The following is a 16,597-nucleotide window of genomic DNA, read 5'->3' on the forward strand; positions in this document are numbered from 1 at the left end:
GAGAAGGACACATGAATAAGTATTCAAATACGCTGGACGCGATTGAGACCGCTTCTGTAGAGGAGTTAAGAGAACTCCAATTCAGACGTATGAAGTGGACGCTTGAACATGCTTATAAGAACTCACCAATGTACACTAAGAAGTTTGATGAAGCGGGGGTGCATCCATCAGACTTCAAATGTCTAGAAGACATCAATAAATTTCCATACACCACCAAACAAGATCTACGAGATAATTATCCATTTAACTCTTTTGCGGTACCGATGGAAGATGTGGCTCGTATCCATGCCTCATCCGGTACAACAGGGCAACCAACAGTTGTCGGTTATACGCAAAATGACATCGATACATGGGCCAACATTGTTGCTCGTTCGATTCGTGCTGCGGGTGGTAGTGCGAAAGATCTTATCCACATATCTTACGGCTACGGATTGTTTACTGGTGGCTTAGGTGCGCACTATGGTGCAGAGCGCCTCGGTGCTGCGGTTATTCCGATGTCTGGCGGACAAACAGAGAAACAAGTTCAACTGATTGAAGACTTTAAACCAACCATTATCATGGTGACACCATCTTACTGCCTTAACTTGCTGGATAAGTTAGAAGAGCACTATGGTGGTGATGCATCGGGTTGTTCCCTTAAAGTGGGCATTTTCGGTGCTGAGCCTTGGTCAAACGAGATGCGCAAAGAGATAGAAAGACGCTTAGGCATTGTTGCTCTCGACATCTATGGACTGTCTGAAGTCATGGGGCCGGGTGTTGCTATGGAGTGTGCGGAAACCAAAGATGGTCCAACTATCTGGGAAGATCACTTCTATCCTGAAATCATTGACCCTGTTACAGGTAACGTGATGCCTGACGGAGAGCATGGAGAACTTGTCTTCACATCGTTGACGAAAGAAGCGTTACCGATCATTCGATACCGAACTCGTGACCTGACTCGTTTGTTGCCGGGTACCGCACGTACGATGCGCCGTATGGACAAAATTACCGGCCGAAGTGATGACATGTTGATCATCCGTGGAGTCAACGTATTCCCATCGCAAATTGAAGAGCAGATTCTGCAAATTGAAGAGCTGAGCCCACATTACCAACTCGAAGTGATTCGTAAAGGTAACCTCGATCATTTGGTTGTATTGCTCGAAGCAAAAGACAACGTTTATCTGGACCAAAGTGAGATGATTACCAAACGTCTGCAACATCAAATCAAGTCGATGATTGGGATCTCTACCACAATTGATTTGCTCCCAGTAAATGGCATCCCTCGATCTGATGGGAAAGCGGTGCGTGTGAGAGATTTACGTCCTAAAGAATAACTGTTCGGTATGCCACTCTCGGTAAAGGTTGTATTCGAGAGTGGCATAACTGCCCTAATTATGAATAATACAAAGACTATTTAGGGTAACGGATTGGCTTTTAATGATTAGACATAAGTTAGAAGCCAGACATGGAGCTATTTTGAACCAAGATTTACATTCATTTTTTGAAAAAATTTCCGGTCATCAGTCAATCAGTGGTACCTCGTTGATTGTGTCCTATTTTGGTGACTATTTGTGGACGTGTGGTGGTGGAATTTGGTTGGGCAACCTGATTCAAGCGATGGAAACACTGGGCTTGAATCAACGCGTTGTTCGTTCGTCTGTATTTCGTCTGCACAAAGATGAGTGGTTGACGGTCAATAAAGTGGGCCGTAAGAGTTACTATTATCTGGATCCTGCCAGATACAATGACATGCTCAACGCCAACAAGAAAATTTACCATTCAGAGAAAGTGGCGTGGAGCAAACGTTGGAACATTATTCATACGTCACTTGGTCCGACAAATAGCAGTAAAAACAAGGTCAGATACCTGCAACATAAAGGGTTTGGTTTGTTCGACAAGGACTTTTTCGTTCAACCCGATCTCCAGCAATTGACGCCAGAAATTAAGCAAGAGATTACGAGAACCATCTCTAGCGCCAAGATATTTCAACAGGCCGAGTTGTATTCTGAAAGCGAAGACGCATTAAGAAATATGGTTCGACAATCTTGGGATATTGAGCGTATAGCAGACGATTATCAGCTGTTTATCGACTTATTCCATCCTGCTTGGAAAATATTAGAAGGCATGGAAGATGACGCGATTACTGAGGAAGATGCGTTTAAGATGAGACTGCTGGTTATTCACTTTTATCGCCGAATCATTGTTAAAGACCCTGACTTACCAGTAGAGCTTCTACCAGAAGACTGGCCACGAAAAGACGCTGAGCAATTAACCATTAATATCTATCGAAAAGTTCACGCTAAGGCATTGAAATATGTAATGGATAGCAGCGAAACACCAAATGGAAAGCTGTCTGTACCGTCACCCAACTATTACATTCGTTTTGGTGGCCTAAGCTAGAGTGAGCTTTGTGACAAGGAAGTACAATGCCCATCTATCAATTTGCTGATGTTATTCCCGTTATTCACCCTTCGGCGTTCGTTCATCCGAGCGCTGAAATCATAGGTGATGTCATCATCGAGGAAAATGTTTATATAGGACCTCTTGCGGTATTGCGTGGGGATTTTGGTCGCCTAATCGTGAAAAAAGGCGCTAACGTTCAAGACAACTGCGTAATGCATGGCTTTCCCGGCAAAGAAACCATTCTCGAACAAAATGTTCATGTCGGGCACGGAGCGATCATCCACGGTTGCTGTATTGGTGAAAATACCTTAGTAGGGATGAATGCTGTTGTTATGGATCTTACTCGAATAGGAAAGGAATCCATTATTGGCGCGAATAGCTTTGTAAAAGCCAGGAGTGACTACCCTCCAAGAAGTATGATTTTAGGTAGTCCGGCAGAACGAAAAAGAGAGGTATCGGATGATGAACTTAAATGGAAAGAGCGTGGTACGCAGATGTATCATCGCTTAGCAGAACGCTGTATTAAAGAACTCAAACTTGTCGAGCCTCTAAGCGAAGTGGAAGCCAATAGACCTAAACTATCTTGGGAGTTGACGCACGTTCCTAAAGCTACCTAGCGGTAGGAATGCGAACCGGGTATGTTATTGATAAGTTCGATCTAGCGGCGGCCAGATTACAACAGCACCAAATTCTTATCTACTTATATTGAACCGTGACGAATTTAAAGAGACGCTGGCGCATCAAGAGCTTTCACAAGTGCGGTGTGTTCTAAGTGTGCCGCGACTAACATCCTCGGGTTTACAATAGGTGAAGCGTCTTCTTGCACATATTGTTCATAATCGACCGGAGTTCCGTCGACCAGGAGCTCAATATGAAGATGCGGCCCTGTTGTTCTTCCGCTATTTCCGGATTTACCTATGATTTGTCCTTTGGTTACTCGTTCTCCCACGCGAACATGACGTTTTGAAAGGTGCAGGTATCTGGACAGTGTCCCGTTGCTGTGACGAATGTTTATATAGTGGCCAGCAAAACGGTTGTAGCGAGACTTCTCAACCACGCCATCAGCAATACTACGAATATCGGTCCCTACCGGTATTGCAAAGTCTGTCCCAAAGTGCGGGACGACAAGGTGTGTTACAGGGTGCTTTCGTTTTAGATCAAAAGACGAACTTACAACGGCTTCTACATCCAATGGCGAGTCAAAATATGGCTTTCGGGTTAACTTGACGCCGTATTGGTCATAGGCGTGACGATTACCATCATTCATTACAAAAAAGTCTTTATTCTTGCCTGAATAGTAAAAAGCACTGATGTATCTTTCATTATTCTTGTTGAACTGAGTTTTTGCAGAGAATTTGTCGCCGTTGCTGACATCACCAATAATATCGAAGCGACTTTCGATAAGGCTTAATAAAGGTTTAATCTCCCTTTGAGACAGGCCAGAGTTCATCAGGGACGCAACAAACGAATAATCTATGTTGCCCGTCGTTATTGCATTTCTTCTAAAATGACTTTGGTAGATTTGTTCGATATCACTATACGCCACTGAGGGGGCTTCAACGGATGGGGGGCTCTCGTCTACTGTTAGAAGGTGAGGTATTGAGTTTATAGCGATGATCACAAGCAAAATGATAGCAAGGGGGATGGCTACGATCGGAGTATGCTGTTTTAACGCTATGCTTGTCATTAAATCAGAATGGTATGTATAAGATAAAAATTGTTCGTAAGTATAATATTTAAAAGAAAGTTCTACACGCCATTAAATGTAAAACCTTTCAATTTACTAGGAAAATAATTAATAACCTTAATGTAAGGTATGCATGTGTCTGGAATTAGAACGGAAAATTAGTTCTAACAACCATTTTAGTGGTTATTTTGTCGGGTTGGAAGAACCTTTCTACAGTAATGATGTAAACGAATTGATAGTATTCAATGTGTTCAGTTCTTATCCAGGTTAATCGCTCATAGCTGTTATAGCTGCCTTAAAAAAGTTATCTAACAATAAATTCAATTTATTTTGCGATGCTGTTGTGACTTGTGCCAAACGAATTGACTTTTTTAAAAAATTTAGAGGTAGCTCTATCTTCATTATGGAAGGTGAAATAACTAGAATACCTAGCTCTAATTTTGTTTTAGGTGCGGGATGGGTGAATGTGCGCGCAATATTTACTTTGTCGTGGTGAATGTGTCACGTTGTGAATATGGACTGATATTATATACTTGCCCCGTCGCTATACAGTAAGTATAGAGTTCTGCATTAGGTAGTGTGTTCTGCCTAACGTTTTGTAGCTAGTGACGGAGCGAAATTTAGCCTAGCATCGCTTGCGAGCAGTTACTTTTTTGTGGGTGTAATACACACTCACCTTTTTATTCGCACTTCTTCAGCAGTGAACCCTTAAACAAAGTAGAGTTTGCTGCTGGGGAGGTTATCTAGTTCATAACACTACATATCGTTAATTATATATAAGCTAGGTTGCAAGCGCTCTAACGGTCAATATTGTTAACTTCTACCCAAATTTATCATTTTTTACATAGATAATTTGAACGGTTATCGGATTGCATGAGTATAAATAACAACATTTTGGTGAATATAACGACTATTCTTGTGGTTAAATAGACTAAATGATTAGTAATTATGTCGGCTTAGATGGAATGTAACTTTCATTGAAAAAAATGCATTAACTGAGTAGCATGCGACCACCAAATCGTACTTGTAAGCCTTATCAGCTTAATTGTCACCGCAACTATATTAACGATGTTGGTTGTGGAGAAATCAAATGCACGTAGTTTGCAAATTTATAATTAGCTCGAAGCTAACCTCCAACGAGCTACCTTATGTTCTTACGCCTGATGAGTGTATAGGGCAGTTTTCGCGTTTTCGAAATTCAGAAGATATCATACGAAACCTTCCTAAAGAGTTAGCCCAGCAGATATCGATTTCGGCCAAGAAATCAACCAGCAGCTTGCTTATGGCCGTGAAATCAGAATTGGCAAAAGCGAATTGGGTTGGAGTTTCTTCGTTCTCGCGCAAAACGCCTTTAAGTGACGCGCAACTTAAGGCATTTCCTCGATTAAAAGCGCGCATCGATATTTTGTCTACATCCAAAGAAACTAAGGTCCATAAAGCGGGTTATCAGCAAGTCACCGATGATGTTCCTTTAGTGCGCAGCTATAATCACGTGCATTATGAGCCAACCCCGGAAAATAAAATTGTTGTGGAATTCGCAGGGCAGTGGTCAAGCAATGCCGCATGCTTGATGCTGGGTAAAACCGAGGCGCAGAAAGAGAAGATCACCGTAGGAAAAGCGGATGCCGAGAACAAACACCGCAGCCTCGCCACGTTCAAAGATCTCGAAGCTGAAGGCAAAACGCTCTACATCAAAATCCCTTGCACTGACCAGCCTCAGCCAATCCTGCTTAAACTCGCAGAAGACATGCAGCCCGTTGATAAAGAAACTCAGATGGATGAGTGGGATAATGTGTTGGTGCCGGTGGTTCCGGTTCATAAAGGTGATTCAGGGTATGTATCTATTGATCGCGGTTACGTTTATGTCGTTTGGCAATCAGAAGTTTGGCGAGAAATTCAAATTCAGAACGACGGACGCTTTTCTGATGTCGATCTATCTCTCTATCAAAGCACTAAATCCTTGCCTCAAAGATCGGTCGATATCAGCTTATATGATGAAGATTCAGAAGCGTTTCTTTCAGGGGAGGCGTTTCAGTTGTACCAAGACGGTAAAAAGGTCTACGAGGGTGTGTTGGATGAATACGCTTGCGCCCGTGTTTTTGGGCTTACTGCCGAAGAAGTCGAGATAGTGGTCTCAGATTGGCCTAACGAAGGCGAAACATACACAGAATTACTTCAAACCGAATTGAGTCCATTTAAGGCTGGAAGTAAAACAAACAGAGAGCCACTTGGTGTTCCTTTGCCTCATATTTGGCTTCCATACAAAATAAACGGTAGCGTACAAAGTGATGTTGCCCTTTATTATTCTCGGGTTCAGCTCAATTCTCAGCAACTCAATGAGTTAAAGAGCGGGAATAACGAAAAAGCGGTTAAAGTTAACCTCAGTAATTATTCTTCGGCTCACAACTTTGATGCGAGCTCCGAACCTGTGATTTCGGTGCCGAATCTTGATACTCAAGCGCCAATCAAATCAGATTACAATGTCGTCAGCCAAAAAGAGCAAGGCGTTGCTGCCGCTGTTGTTAACTCACCAAGTGAAGGCATCGTAATTACCTATAAAAGCAACCCTCAGTGCGATCAACCTGATGATTTTTTTCAACTGACGTGTGTTGATGAAACATGGAGTCAAAAGATTTTTTTGCGCGAGGCTGAGTTTGTGGATCAGTACCGTAAAGAAGTCGTGTTTAGTGGTTGGCTACCAGAAGTAAAGCGAGTCAATCTAACTCGTCATTGCCGATCTCATAACTCAGATAAAACGGTATTAATGTCAGTAATTTATCAAGACATTGAACTAACGGAACTATTATAAAATGAAACGAACAACGTTAAGTATCATGCTTCTTTCGACAGCTATGTTATTAACAGGCTGTGGTGAAGAAAGTAATCAAACTTCGAATACTGCAACAACACAATCCGTAGAAAAAGAACCCGCTCAAAAGGCCTGTTACAATGTTGGTGAAACAACGTCACTTGTACGTAAAGAGGTGACAGGGCCACGTTGCCAATGGCAAAGTGAGCACAACTTTATTGTTTACTCTGAAGACCTTTCCAAGCCTGAATATCCAGGCACGCTTCCGGTCAAACCAGGCTATGCAGTTCGCCGAGCAAAAGAGTGGCCTCGTGAAGATTTATCTGATGCTAGCTCCTATGACAAACCAAGAATTCAGTTTTGGTGGAACAATGTCAACTCTAAAGACCCATTGGTAAATGATTACGAAAATGGCTACAAAATTTGGAGCATGAAAATTGATGGGACAGATTTACGCTTAGTCTCGGATGATATGCCAAGTACGGCGTCACCACAGAACTTTATGATGAGTCGTTCACCCAACAATCGTTATGTTGCTTATGCATACAGTTTTGGTGAGCCTCTGATAAAAGCGATCTTTGACTTAAAAACGCAGCAGACTATTCAATTGGGGAGTGCGCGTACTAAACCTTATTTGGTCTGGGCGGACGATTCTAGCTACATCTATTTCTCAGACGGTTTTAAGCGCTTTAAGTACACACTCGCGACGGGGATTAAAGAAGAGGTAGATGTCGACATTTCAGAATCTACTGTCATTGTTGACGGTAAGCTTATTTATGTCGGTGACCTAGGGGTGGTTGTGTTTGACGCCAAGACTTTAAAAATGCTTTATAAAATTTTCCCCGAGGACGAATTTAAACCAGAAAAGACGATCAAGGAACGTGTTTATGTTCAAACAGCTATCAGTCCTAATGGTAAGTACGTATGGGCGGTAAACTCATACCGTAAAGTTTTGATTAACGTTGAGGAAAAAACGTGGCTTGCTTTCTCTGATGAAGGAGAGGAAAAGAAAGTTTACGATAAGGTTGTTAACATTAGTAATTATGGTCGAGAAACTCAAGTGGGAGCAGGGGTAGTAACGATAAAACGTTATGACTCTGATTATCGCTATGAGTTGACGGGAAAAGGGCGACAGTCCTGGGTAGTTATTCAGTCCGGTCAGAACGCGATAACACCTGTACTTTATAACGCAGATGCCAATGGCGGGCGTTTTCTGGAGGTAGATAGTGATGAGTAATGATATTAACTACTTACCGACAGACATCTATTTGTTTGGTGTTGAGTATCCTACCGTTGATGGTAAAAAAGGTTCCGCCTATGTCGATGTGAATTCAGGTGATAACTTGGCAGTGATTGAGGCGTTAAGCAATATCCGCCCTATGCCACGGCTTCCAATTGCCATAAATTTAGGGGAGGAAAGCGCAGCCCTTTGGGCGACAGACGATTTAGGCCGTTTACATGTACTGGGTGATTCTACTCAGAAAAATCAAAAAACCAATATCAATCAGGTTTTAGCACTGCGTTCGCCAGTACATAAGTTAGCACAGAAGACGTACAAGCTTTCCTTTCCCGAATGGTCAATGCTTACAGAGTTAGCGATTGGCGCACAGAGTGACGCTCGGCCAATTAAAAAAGCGTGCGCAGACCTTGTCTCTATCTTAGAACATCTAAAGGGGTATGGTGGTGAGCAAACACTTAACTCTCTTGAAAAGAAAGTAGAATACGCTGTCACAGAAGTAAAACGCTCACAACTTGCGTCTAAATATGAAGAGAGTACTCAAGCACTAACTGATGAGCAAGTTGCGTATAACAAATGGTATGACTCTGTTCCTGAAGATGAGCCAATTCGTGGTTTTATTGTGCCAACTTTTTCATTTCTAGCAATTGCATTTTCAACAGATGAATATGATCTCGCAGTTGTTGATATAAAGCGCTTCGACGAAGAAACGGGCACACATCAAAGCCTACAAGATGGAAACGTCGTAACACAGGCTCAACTCGATAAAAACAGCGATGCGCAACGGCCGATAGCCTTATTATCATTAGATTCTACAAAGTTTACTGATGGAATGTATACGATCAAAGTGATTTTTGACCGAGAGCTTGGTGGTAGTATTCCTGAATTTGCGATAAACGCTACCAATGTAACTAAAGAATATGATGAGGTTGGACTCATCTCCAAAGTCAGCTACGAGCTACGAGAATACATCACGCTCAGCCAAACGACACCGTTTGGTAAGATCGCGGTTGTAGCGGGTGATATGATCTCTCTTGAGGAATCGTTGATATACCAATTTCCTACGCAGTTTAAAGCCCTACAAGCCTTCCGAACGGGAGAGCTTGAAAACCTAGAGAATAGTGGATCTACGGCAAGTATGAGTGCTGCGCTATGGGAGATTGGCACAAAAGTTACGCCAAGTTTGGTTAATGCTGGCATTAATATTCATCAAAACCCATCAAGTAAACATGACGTGATTGGGAGTTTAGCAAACACGTTTTGGGGGCAAGTAGACAAGGGCACGTTACCCCCGGCAATGATTTCTGCATTGGAGTTTTCATTTGGGGTATCGGCCACCGCAGCGGCTTACCAAACTCTCCAAGATTTACGTCAAGCAGCGACGGAATCTGAACGAGCCCTTCAAGTTGGGTTAAAAGCGCTCCTCAGAGAAAAAGGGTTTGATAGAGAGAGGTTCTTTAGCAATGTCATTGAACCAGCAAGAAATGGCAATGCTCGAGTCGTTGCAGGAAGTGCAGCTAGAACCTGGTTAACAGGTGATGGCAGTGTGAAAAGCTTTTTATCACCTTTTGCTGGTGCAGGACTCAATGCGATTAACACGGTTTATGAAATAAAGAATATTACTGACAAAAGTGAGCAGCTTCGTTTAGCAGAAGAGAAAGCTAAACTCAGGGAAAGTTATTTAGAGCAGGTATCACGCGATTATCTAAATTGGGTCCCGGTCTGGCAAGAAAGTCTAAAGAACGGAGAGTCATTACTTAAGCCAATCATAGAGAAATTGGGAAACAAGGTTACTTTTACTGATAGTATCCCCAATGACGTTGCTGAAGACAGTGCTATGTTTGTTCAAGATCATAAAGGTGCTGGCTTACGTTTGGTTTTTCCTTTTGATAATAATCAGGTTCAAGCCAACCACTTGTCGTATCTGTATGCTATCGGTGATGAGCTATCGAAGATTCCCAATGCCGTCATTGAAATCGAAGGGCATGCCTGTCAAAACGGGAATTCAGAATACAACCAAAATCTCTCGCAAGAGCGAGCGCAGAATGTTGCTGAGTTCTTTTCTTCAGTCAGTGATGTTCGATTTTTTGGTGAGCGTCGACCAATAGTCGAGGTGCCAAACAACGAAATCAAACGAGAAAACGCGGAACTTAATATTAACCGACGCGTTGAAGTTCGAATTTACCTACAAGAGTTTGCGGCGAGAATTCCACCGAGTCGACTTGGTTTTAAGGCTATGGAGCAAGCGCGTCTCGCTCAATTAAATGCAAATTTGGGTGAAAGTGCGATTGCGAAAGAGCTAAAGTTAGCCATCTTCGAAATGGTTGTAGGTATGGCTTGTTATGTTCCAGTTATAGGGCTGGCTGCGCGAGGCTTTTTCGTCGTCAAAGAAGGTGGGAAAATGTTGATGAGCGGAGCACAACTCCTTGACGCTGCGCTCTTTGACTATTACTTATCTTCCTACAACGAGGTGAGAAAAAACATATCTGCAATTGAACAACTTAGCCATGAAACGACAGAAATTATTGATTCATTGGCAGAGATTAATACTCAATTGACCGAGATGTATTTTACGTCTTCAGAGGCGTTAGTTGAGCACCTAGGAAAAACTACGGGAGCAAAGGAGCTGATTAAGCGCTATCAACGCCGTGCGCTTGCTATTAATGGTTTAGTGCTTTTGATTCAAAGAGCTTGTGCTGAGGGCGAACAAGAGTTCACAGAACAGTGGCGAATATTAGCTATCGATGAATACATTCAGCGATACATCGAAACCGACGGCTGGATATTAAACACAGAATTAAAAGAAAACTTGTGTAACTTGTGGCTCCAAGAAGTCATGCGTCGTGAGGGACACAAGCAATTAGTTGAAAGTTACGGTGAAGAAATGGCTGAACAAATCATCACTCGTAACAAAGCCAACTATATTGCTCCAAAGCGGAAAGATGTTTCAGGGGCTTTTAATGTCGCGTTTCCAGTACAAGACAAGCTCTATAATCGCGATCAACAACGAGGCTTAGTAGAGTTTGCTACACAGTTTAATGTTGAGTCTAAAAAATTATCAGAAGAGGATCTAGGGTTCGTTCGGTTATTAGTCTCTGAGCCTCATGAAAAGTCCAAATGGGTCACGTTTGATGAGTGGGAGAAGGCGCGATTAAAAGCAAATAAAAAGGTGCGATTATCGCCTTTCCACCGTTTGAAGTGGCAAATGGTGTTAGGCAAACAAAGTCTGAAACAGATGACGTCAAATGTGTTTCAGTGTGAGATGTCTTATCAGCGCACTGACTGTTTGTTTAATACCAGCGGACCTAAGTTTAACTTGATGTTCAAACCGATGAAACACGAGGAATTTAGTGTAGATCCCAAAGGTGAGTTGGCCGAATTTTTTGAGGCGGAAAAAGCAGATGACAATGTCCTCATCGGTTGTGAATTTGAACCGTATTTTTACTTTGGTGACGATGTCTTCTCAGGGGTGAAACCTCTAATCGCTGAATATGAACTAGTCGATTACCGTGGCTATTTATCCAAAGTTGCTCTTGGGCCAGTGTGGGGATCGATGGTAAAAATTGACTCCCAACAAGATGTCCTCAAAGAGTATGTAAACAGCGGTGGATTCAAAAATATGACCTATGAGTTCACACTATCTGGAAGCAACTATAAGCTACCGGTACGAGTAGACAAAACACTCGGGCGGTTTGTTACTTCACCTAGACAGATTCCGGTGGGAATCGACACAAACCATAACCACACACTATCAGCGAAGTCGGGCTTTGTCGCTAACGGAAATAGTGTGTCAGAGAAAGACTTATTAACACTAGATTTTGTGCTGCACAGCAAAGTTCATAAAGGCCCAACAAAGCCTATTATCGATGACATCAAGCACAGTGCGATTGCGGTCAACTACGGAAATAAACGACAGTTTATGAACGAGGACAGTATGTTCACTACCGCAGATGAGCTCAAAGGCTTTGATTGGACTTCGAATAAGCCATTCTCTATGGAAGTTATGCTCATTGGCGGCAAGCATAGAAAAGAGTCGTATCAGGGCCAAAACCTCGAATGGCAGAGTGTCCCAGCTTCACTAAAGCTCTCTACCACTTTTGATAATGAAGCAGTATTCGGCTCTGAAACTACTGCTGGCCCTGAGTATCTAAGTAACCTTACTTATATCGGGATACTAAAGAAGGACGGTTCTAAATGGACGCTAAATGACAACGATGCGATCAACAAAAATATAGACGCAGATTTTGTCTCTGAGGCTCTATCCAACATAGACATGGATGAAGATTTCGATGGCAAGGTAGTCTACACGTCTCGTTTCGAGCTAGCATTTAAAGCGCTGAACGGTCAAGAAATCAAAGGGCTTAGACCATTTGGACCCGTTGTTTCGACATCTGGTCGATTCCAAGAAGCAGTTCTAAAGGTGTCCTCTCTAGCACAACGCAATACAGCGGAAAAAACGCCGTTCAAACTTGGAAGTTTTGAGATGTCGTTGGGCAGGCAGTATAAAAATGTAGATGAATTATCTTATTTTTCTGATTGTGAAGACCCAAGCTATAAAGTTGATAAAGATATGTACATCAACTGGGCAAAACTGAAACCAGCAGAGCGTACAGAACGTTTGGTAACTTGGATTAGAGACCCATACTTAGCAACTATCATTGAAGCGTCCATTCTCAACAAATGAAAAACCGCCTTCGGGCGGTTTTTCATTTCTTTCGAATTTTAACTGAAATCAGCATTAACCCGCAGCAGAAATATCGTACTTCTTCATCTTATGGTTGAGTGGAAACAAGAATTAGGAATGTAAGTTATGAACAAAAAAGTCGTATTTGGCTTGACCGCATTAGCTATAGCGGGCGTTGGGGTAGGCAGTGCCTTTAGCCCACAAGTTAGGCAATGGTTAGATGAAAGAGCGGCTGCACAAACGGAGCAAGAAAAATATAACAAAGCGCTAAATACAGTAGTTTCTTATATGGGGCTCTTCGATGGTTGGACATCAGAGAAAACAGATTGGATATTGGAAGTTGCAGACCCACGTACGGCGCCGTTGGCTCAGTGGGACAACCCTGGAGACAAGCCGCAAATTATTACTCAGATTTATCGTGCAGAAAACCGCAAACAAGCTGGTTTATATACCATGAATTTAGACGGCAGTAACCTACAAACCTTGTTGACTCCAGAAGAAGTTGGCAGCCTAGTTGGTTTTACCAAAAACTTGCGCCCGCAGCGCTCACCAAATGGCCGCTTCTTATTTTTTAACATGGGGTTATTCGCATCGTTAAAAGGTTGCGCCGTTGCAGACCTTAAAACCCGCCAAATCGAACGCTTCGGTGGCGATTGTAACTTTGGTGGCTGGCTACCTGACAGCAGTAAAGCTTACATGTCGCAACTTGGCAAAGCGTATGAATTTGATACAAACAGCATGGTTATGAGTGAGCTGCCGTTGGCTTTACCTAACCCGGATTCTCCTGAACTGAGAAAGAAATGGCTTGAAGGTAATTGGGGGGATCTTGCCTATGACAAAATTAAAAGAGTAAGGCTGTTAAATGATGGGAAAGAACTTCTGGTTAAGACAAGGACCTCACGTAGCAAAAAAGTTTTGGGTAGAGCCGATAAGGAAACCAACCTCGTTTATCAAGTTGGCGATTGGCAACATTACAAGGAGGAGCGTTATTACCCTAAGGAATGTTATCTAGCCGAAGAGCGGAGAAAGTACAATGCCTTTGCAGAGTATATCTACTGGCGGGAGGATGGAGGTGCGTTTACCTGTAACACCAAGGACGGTTATCGTTCGTTTAATACTCGACAAATCAACAAAGCAATTCCTTTGGCTAACAAAGACAGTCGCTACACGTTGCAACTAGGCGTATTAAGTGGCGATGATTCGCCTACACCGAGACTGTATAGAGCGCGTCAGGCAGATGAGAGCTCTCCGATTGATGAACTAGCCTACCAGTATAAACCGCCTGTAGAAGGCGATAGTGTTAATGGTTTCTCCCTTTTTGTTCCAGCGAGTTTGCAGCTTCACTTTTCTGATTATGATTTACGTCAGGAATTCCCTGCTTTGCCAAGCCATGCCCAGTATAAAGATGCTTACGCTCGCTACCTCGCAACTCAGGAAAAAAAATGCAAAAAAGTGACCTACGAAAATTCGACAGGTGAAGAAATCTTTCGATGTGAACGGACATGTCAAATTGAAAGACAAGGCGATCATTTTGTGACGGTAAATTGCCAATAAACCTGCCTAAAGAACTACCTCAGCCAATCTTGCTTAAACTCGCAGAAGACCTGCAACCCGTCGATAAAGAAACTCAGATGGATGAGCGGGATAACGTGTTAGTGCCGGTAGTTCCGCTATTCAAATCGGGTTCTTCATGGGATGGCTACACAGCAGGGCGTGTTTACATTATTTGGAAAGGGGAAGTTTGGCGCGAACTACAGGTAACAAATGATGGATATTTTGCTGATGTAGACATGAGCAATAGCCGAAAAAAAAACAACTGAGACAAGACACGTCAATATTGATGGCTCTTCATTGTTCCCAGGTGAGAATGTTGCATTTGAACCATTCTCAATTTTGCAAGATGGGGTAGAAGTATTTAGCGGTGAACTAGACATCAATGAGCAGGCAAGAGTGTTTAGTTTGCTCGCTGAAGAGGTTGAGGTCAAATTTGCTGGTTTTGCACATGAGCAAATGATGGTTTCGACGAACCCTAGTCCCATGAAAGCCTCTGGTGCACCGAGTGATGAAGTATTGGGCTATCCGCTGCCTCATATCTGGCTACCATACAAAATTAAAGGCGAATGCCAAGATGTGTATCTGTATTACTCGTCTCAAACATTGAGTGATGGTGCTGTTTCTGAGTTAGAGAGTAACTATAAGTCGATGGCAATTTCACTATCTGAGATGTCGGATTACAGTAGCTCTAAAGGTTTCACTCTACAAACGGTTTTTACGTTACCAAAACTTTCTGAAAGTCAAAAAGTGAAAGCGGTTGTTAATGAGCAGAACAATTGTAATGTCGCGGCAGTAAACATACCGCCTCCCGGAAGCGAGATCATATTACGCTATCGTGTTCTGGGCTCTACCGATCAACCTGATGACTATTTTATGTTACAAAACGACGAGCATAGTTGGTCGCAAAAAGCATATTTTCGTTGTGCCAAGGTCGATGAAGATGGTTATCTCAATTTACGATTTAGTGGCTGGCCTGAAAAGGTTAAAGAAGTCGATATTTTAAGGGGGGCTCATGCATCACGAGGGAATGAAACTCTCGAAACGTTTAAGTTGCGCGAAAAAGTAAAAGTCACGGATTTATTAGGCTAGAAAATGAAAAAAACACTACTAATCACGTTATTAGGCTTAGCAATCTTTGGTTGTAATGACCAATCTCGACAGAGTGCGTCCCCTGTTTCGAGTTCTGTGCTAACAGAGCAAGAAAAACACCCAGATCGCGTTTATGTCGGCGAGCATAACTATTACGTAATGGAATCGGCAGTCACCAATGAGAATTGGGTATCCGATGACAAAATAAAACCTATGTCGGGTCAGTTTCCTAAATACTATGTCTTTAATTCAGATGAGTGGCCCAAGGAAGATATTAACGATGCTAGCTCTTATGATCTGCCGCGTTTTCAGTTTGCGTGGGCGAGTGATGGTGATCGTTACAACTTGCAAATCTGGAGCATGAAAACGGATGGCACGGATTTGCGTTTAGTGGTGCCAGATACCAAAGCAGATGACATTGTGTTTATTCGACGCTCTCCTAATTTACGCTATGTAGCTTGGATAGAAAGACGTACACGTAAGTACGTTTATGACCTAAAAACAGGTGTGAAAACACGATTAATTGGAGGAGGTTACCCTGGCATGGTTTGGTCAGAGGATAGCCGTTATTTGTATTTTCATACTATGCCAGGGCAGAATTTTGACGTTGATGACGCCCGTTGGGATTCTGAAACTGGCGAAATAGAAGCGGTGGATTTTGGGATTGGTCCTGCCGCTGTAATGAAAGACAATCAGTTGATTACGCTTAATGATTACGGGTTAGTAAAAATAGACTTAGAAACTAAAGAAAGAAGCTATATCGACTTTGTTGATCGATTGCCGGATAGAGATATCTTAATGAAATTTCGCTCGATAAGTCCTGATGGTCATTATGCTTGGGGAGAAAATAGTAAATACGATTTCTTCTTTGATATTAATAACCACACGGTTAAAAAATTCGCTGCAGAAGAAAAATTCCTAAGGGCTCTTATTCTGGGAACCGATGCTCGCTTTAGCGCACGTGACCGAGTGTCTTACCTATCAGTGGTTGATCGCGAGAAAAAACAAACCTGGCAATGGTATGCGTTAGGTACTGGCGAAATAGGTGTTAACTCGAATATGAGTCTGTACAATGGCTTGGCGAATGATGGTCTTTGGTTTAAGGAGAGTGAGTGATGGACGACGTATGTACTTACGATAAACCAATGTACTAAA

At 42.6% G+C, this 16,597-nt stretch carries 9 protein-coding genes and 1 pseudogene; 9 read left to right on the forward strand and 1 reads right to left on the reverse strand.

From position 1 onward, the window contains the following. Nucleotides 1-11: 11 nt before the first annotated feature. From paaK to NP165_RS19415, 3 genes are all read left to right on the forward strand, one after another. Entirely contained in the window at nt 12-1,313 is a 1,302-nt protein-coding gene (gene paaK, locus NP165_RS19405) for a phenylacetate--CoA ligase PaaK (RefSeq protein ID WP_257086108.1), read from the forward strand. Nucleotides 1,314-1,455: 142 nt separating this feature from the next. Further along, nucleotides 1,456-2,379, forward strand: coding sequence for a PaaX family transcriptional regulator (locus NP165_RS19410; RefSeq protein WP_257086109.1), 924 nt, complete (start codon nt 1,456-1,458; stop codon nt 2,377-2,379). A gap of 26 nt (nt 2,380-2,405) precedes the next feature. Beyond that, nucleotides 2,406-2,999 carry a DapH/DapD/GlmU-related protein gene (locus tag NP165_RS19415; RefSeq protein ID WP_257086110.1) on the forward strand — a complete coding sequence of 198 codons (594 nt, stop codon included), beginning with the start codon at nt 2,406-2,408 and terminating at the stop codon, nt 2,997-2,999. Nucleotides 3,000-3,103: 104 nt separating this feature from the next. On the opposite strand, the gene NP165_RS19420 is transcribed toward NP165_RS19415, so the two are convergent. Further along, entirely contained in the window at nt 3,104-4,069 is a 966-nt protein-coding gene (locus NP165_RS19420) for a M23 family metallopeptidase (protein ID WP_257086111.1), read from the reverse strand. Between the two features lie 1,090 nt (nt 4,070-5,159). Between NP165_RS19420 and NP165_RS19425 the strand changes: the two genes are divergently transcribed. The 6 genes and pseudogenes from NP165_RS19425 (at nt 5,160) to NP165_RS19450 (ending at nt 16,558) form a co-directional block, all read left to right on the forward strand. Continuing rightward, complete coding sequence (locus NP165_RS19425) at nt 5,160-6,878, forward strand: hypothetical protein (protein ID WP_257086112.1); 1,719 nt, start codon at nt 5,160-5,162, stop codon at nt 6,876-6,878. A gap of 1 nt (nt 6,879) precedes the next feature. Next, nucleotides 6,880-8,115 carry a hypothetical protein gene (locus tag NP165_RS19430; protein WP_257086113.1) on the forward strand — a complete coding sequence of 412 codons (1,236 nt, stop codon included), beginning with the start codon at nt 6,880-6,882 and terminating at the stop codon, nt 8,113-8,115. Next, nucleotides 8,108-12,799, forward strand: coding sequence for an OmpA family protein (locus NP165_RS19435; protein ID WP_257086114.1), 4,692 nt, complete (start codon nt 8,108-8,110; stop codon nt 12,797-12,799). The genes NP165_RS19430 and NP165_RS19435 overlap by 8 nt, the downstream gene beginning before the upstream one ends. A gap of 126 nt (nt 12,800-12,925) precedes the next feature. Then, entirely contained in the window at nt 12,926-14,353 is a 1,428-nt protein-coding gene (locus NP165_RS19440; protein WP_257086115.1) for a TolB-like translocation protein, read from the forward strand. Then, nucleotides 14,335-15,442: pseudogene (locus tag NP165_RS19445) on the forward strand (hypothetical protein); the annotation flags it as partial. The gene NP165_RS19440 and the pseudogene NP165_RS19445, both read left to right, overlap by 19 nt. 3 nt (nt 15,443-15,445) lie before the next feature. Further along, the gene (locus NP165_RS19450) at nt 15,446-16,558 is read left to right on the forward strand and encodes an SMP-30/gluconolactonase/LRE family protein (protein ID WP_257086116.1); all 1,113 of its coding nucleotides are present in this window, start codon (nt 15,446-15,448) and stop codon (nt 16,556-16,558) included. The last annotated feature ends 39 nt before the right edge of the window (nt 16,559-16,597 follow it).

Source organism: Vibrio japonicus (assembly GCF_024582835.1).
Lineage (GTDB): Bacteria > Pseudomonadota > Gammaproteobacteria > Enterobacterales > Vibrionaceae > Vibrio > Vibrio japonicus.

Bases quoted from the DNA above. Each gene is read 5' to 3' on its own strand.
- paaK (WP_257086108.1), top strand. From the start codon at position 12: ATGAATAAGTATTCAAATACGCTGGACGCGATTGAGACCGCTTCTGTA.
- NP165_RS19415 (WP_257086110.1), top strand. From the start codon at position 2,406: ATGCCCATCTATCAATTTGCTGATGTTATTCCCGTTATTCACCCTTCG.
- NP165_RS19420 (WP_257086111.1), bottom strand. From the start codon at position 4,069: ATGACAAGCATAGCGTTAAAACAGCATACTCCGATCGTAGCCATCCCC.
- NP165_RS19425 (WP_257086112.1), top strand. From the start codon at position 5,160: ATGCACGTAGTTTGCAAATTTATAATTAGCTCGAAGCTAACCTCCAAC.
- NP165_RS19430 (WP_257086113.1), top strand. From the start codon at position 6,880: ATGAAACGAACAACGTTAAGTATCATGCTTCTTTCGACAGCTATGTTA.
- NP165_RS19435 (WP_257086114.1), top strand. From the start codon at position 8,108: ATGAGTAATGATATTAACTACTTACCGACAGACATCTATTTGTTTGGT.
- NP165_RS19440 (WP_257086115.1), top strand. From the start codon at position 12,926: ATGAACAAAAAAGTCGTATTTGGCTTGACCGCATTAGCTATAGCGGGC.
- NP165_RS19450 (WP_257086116.1), top strand. From the start codon at position 15,446: ATGAAAAAAACACTACTAATCACGTTATTAGGCTTAGCAATCTTTGGT.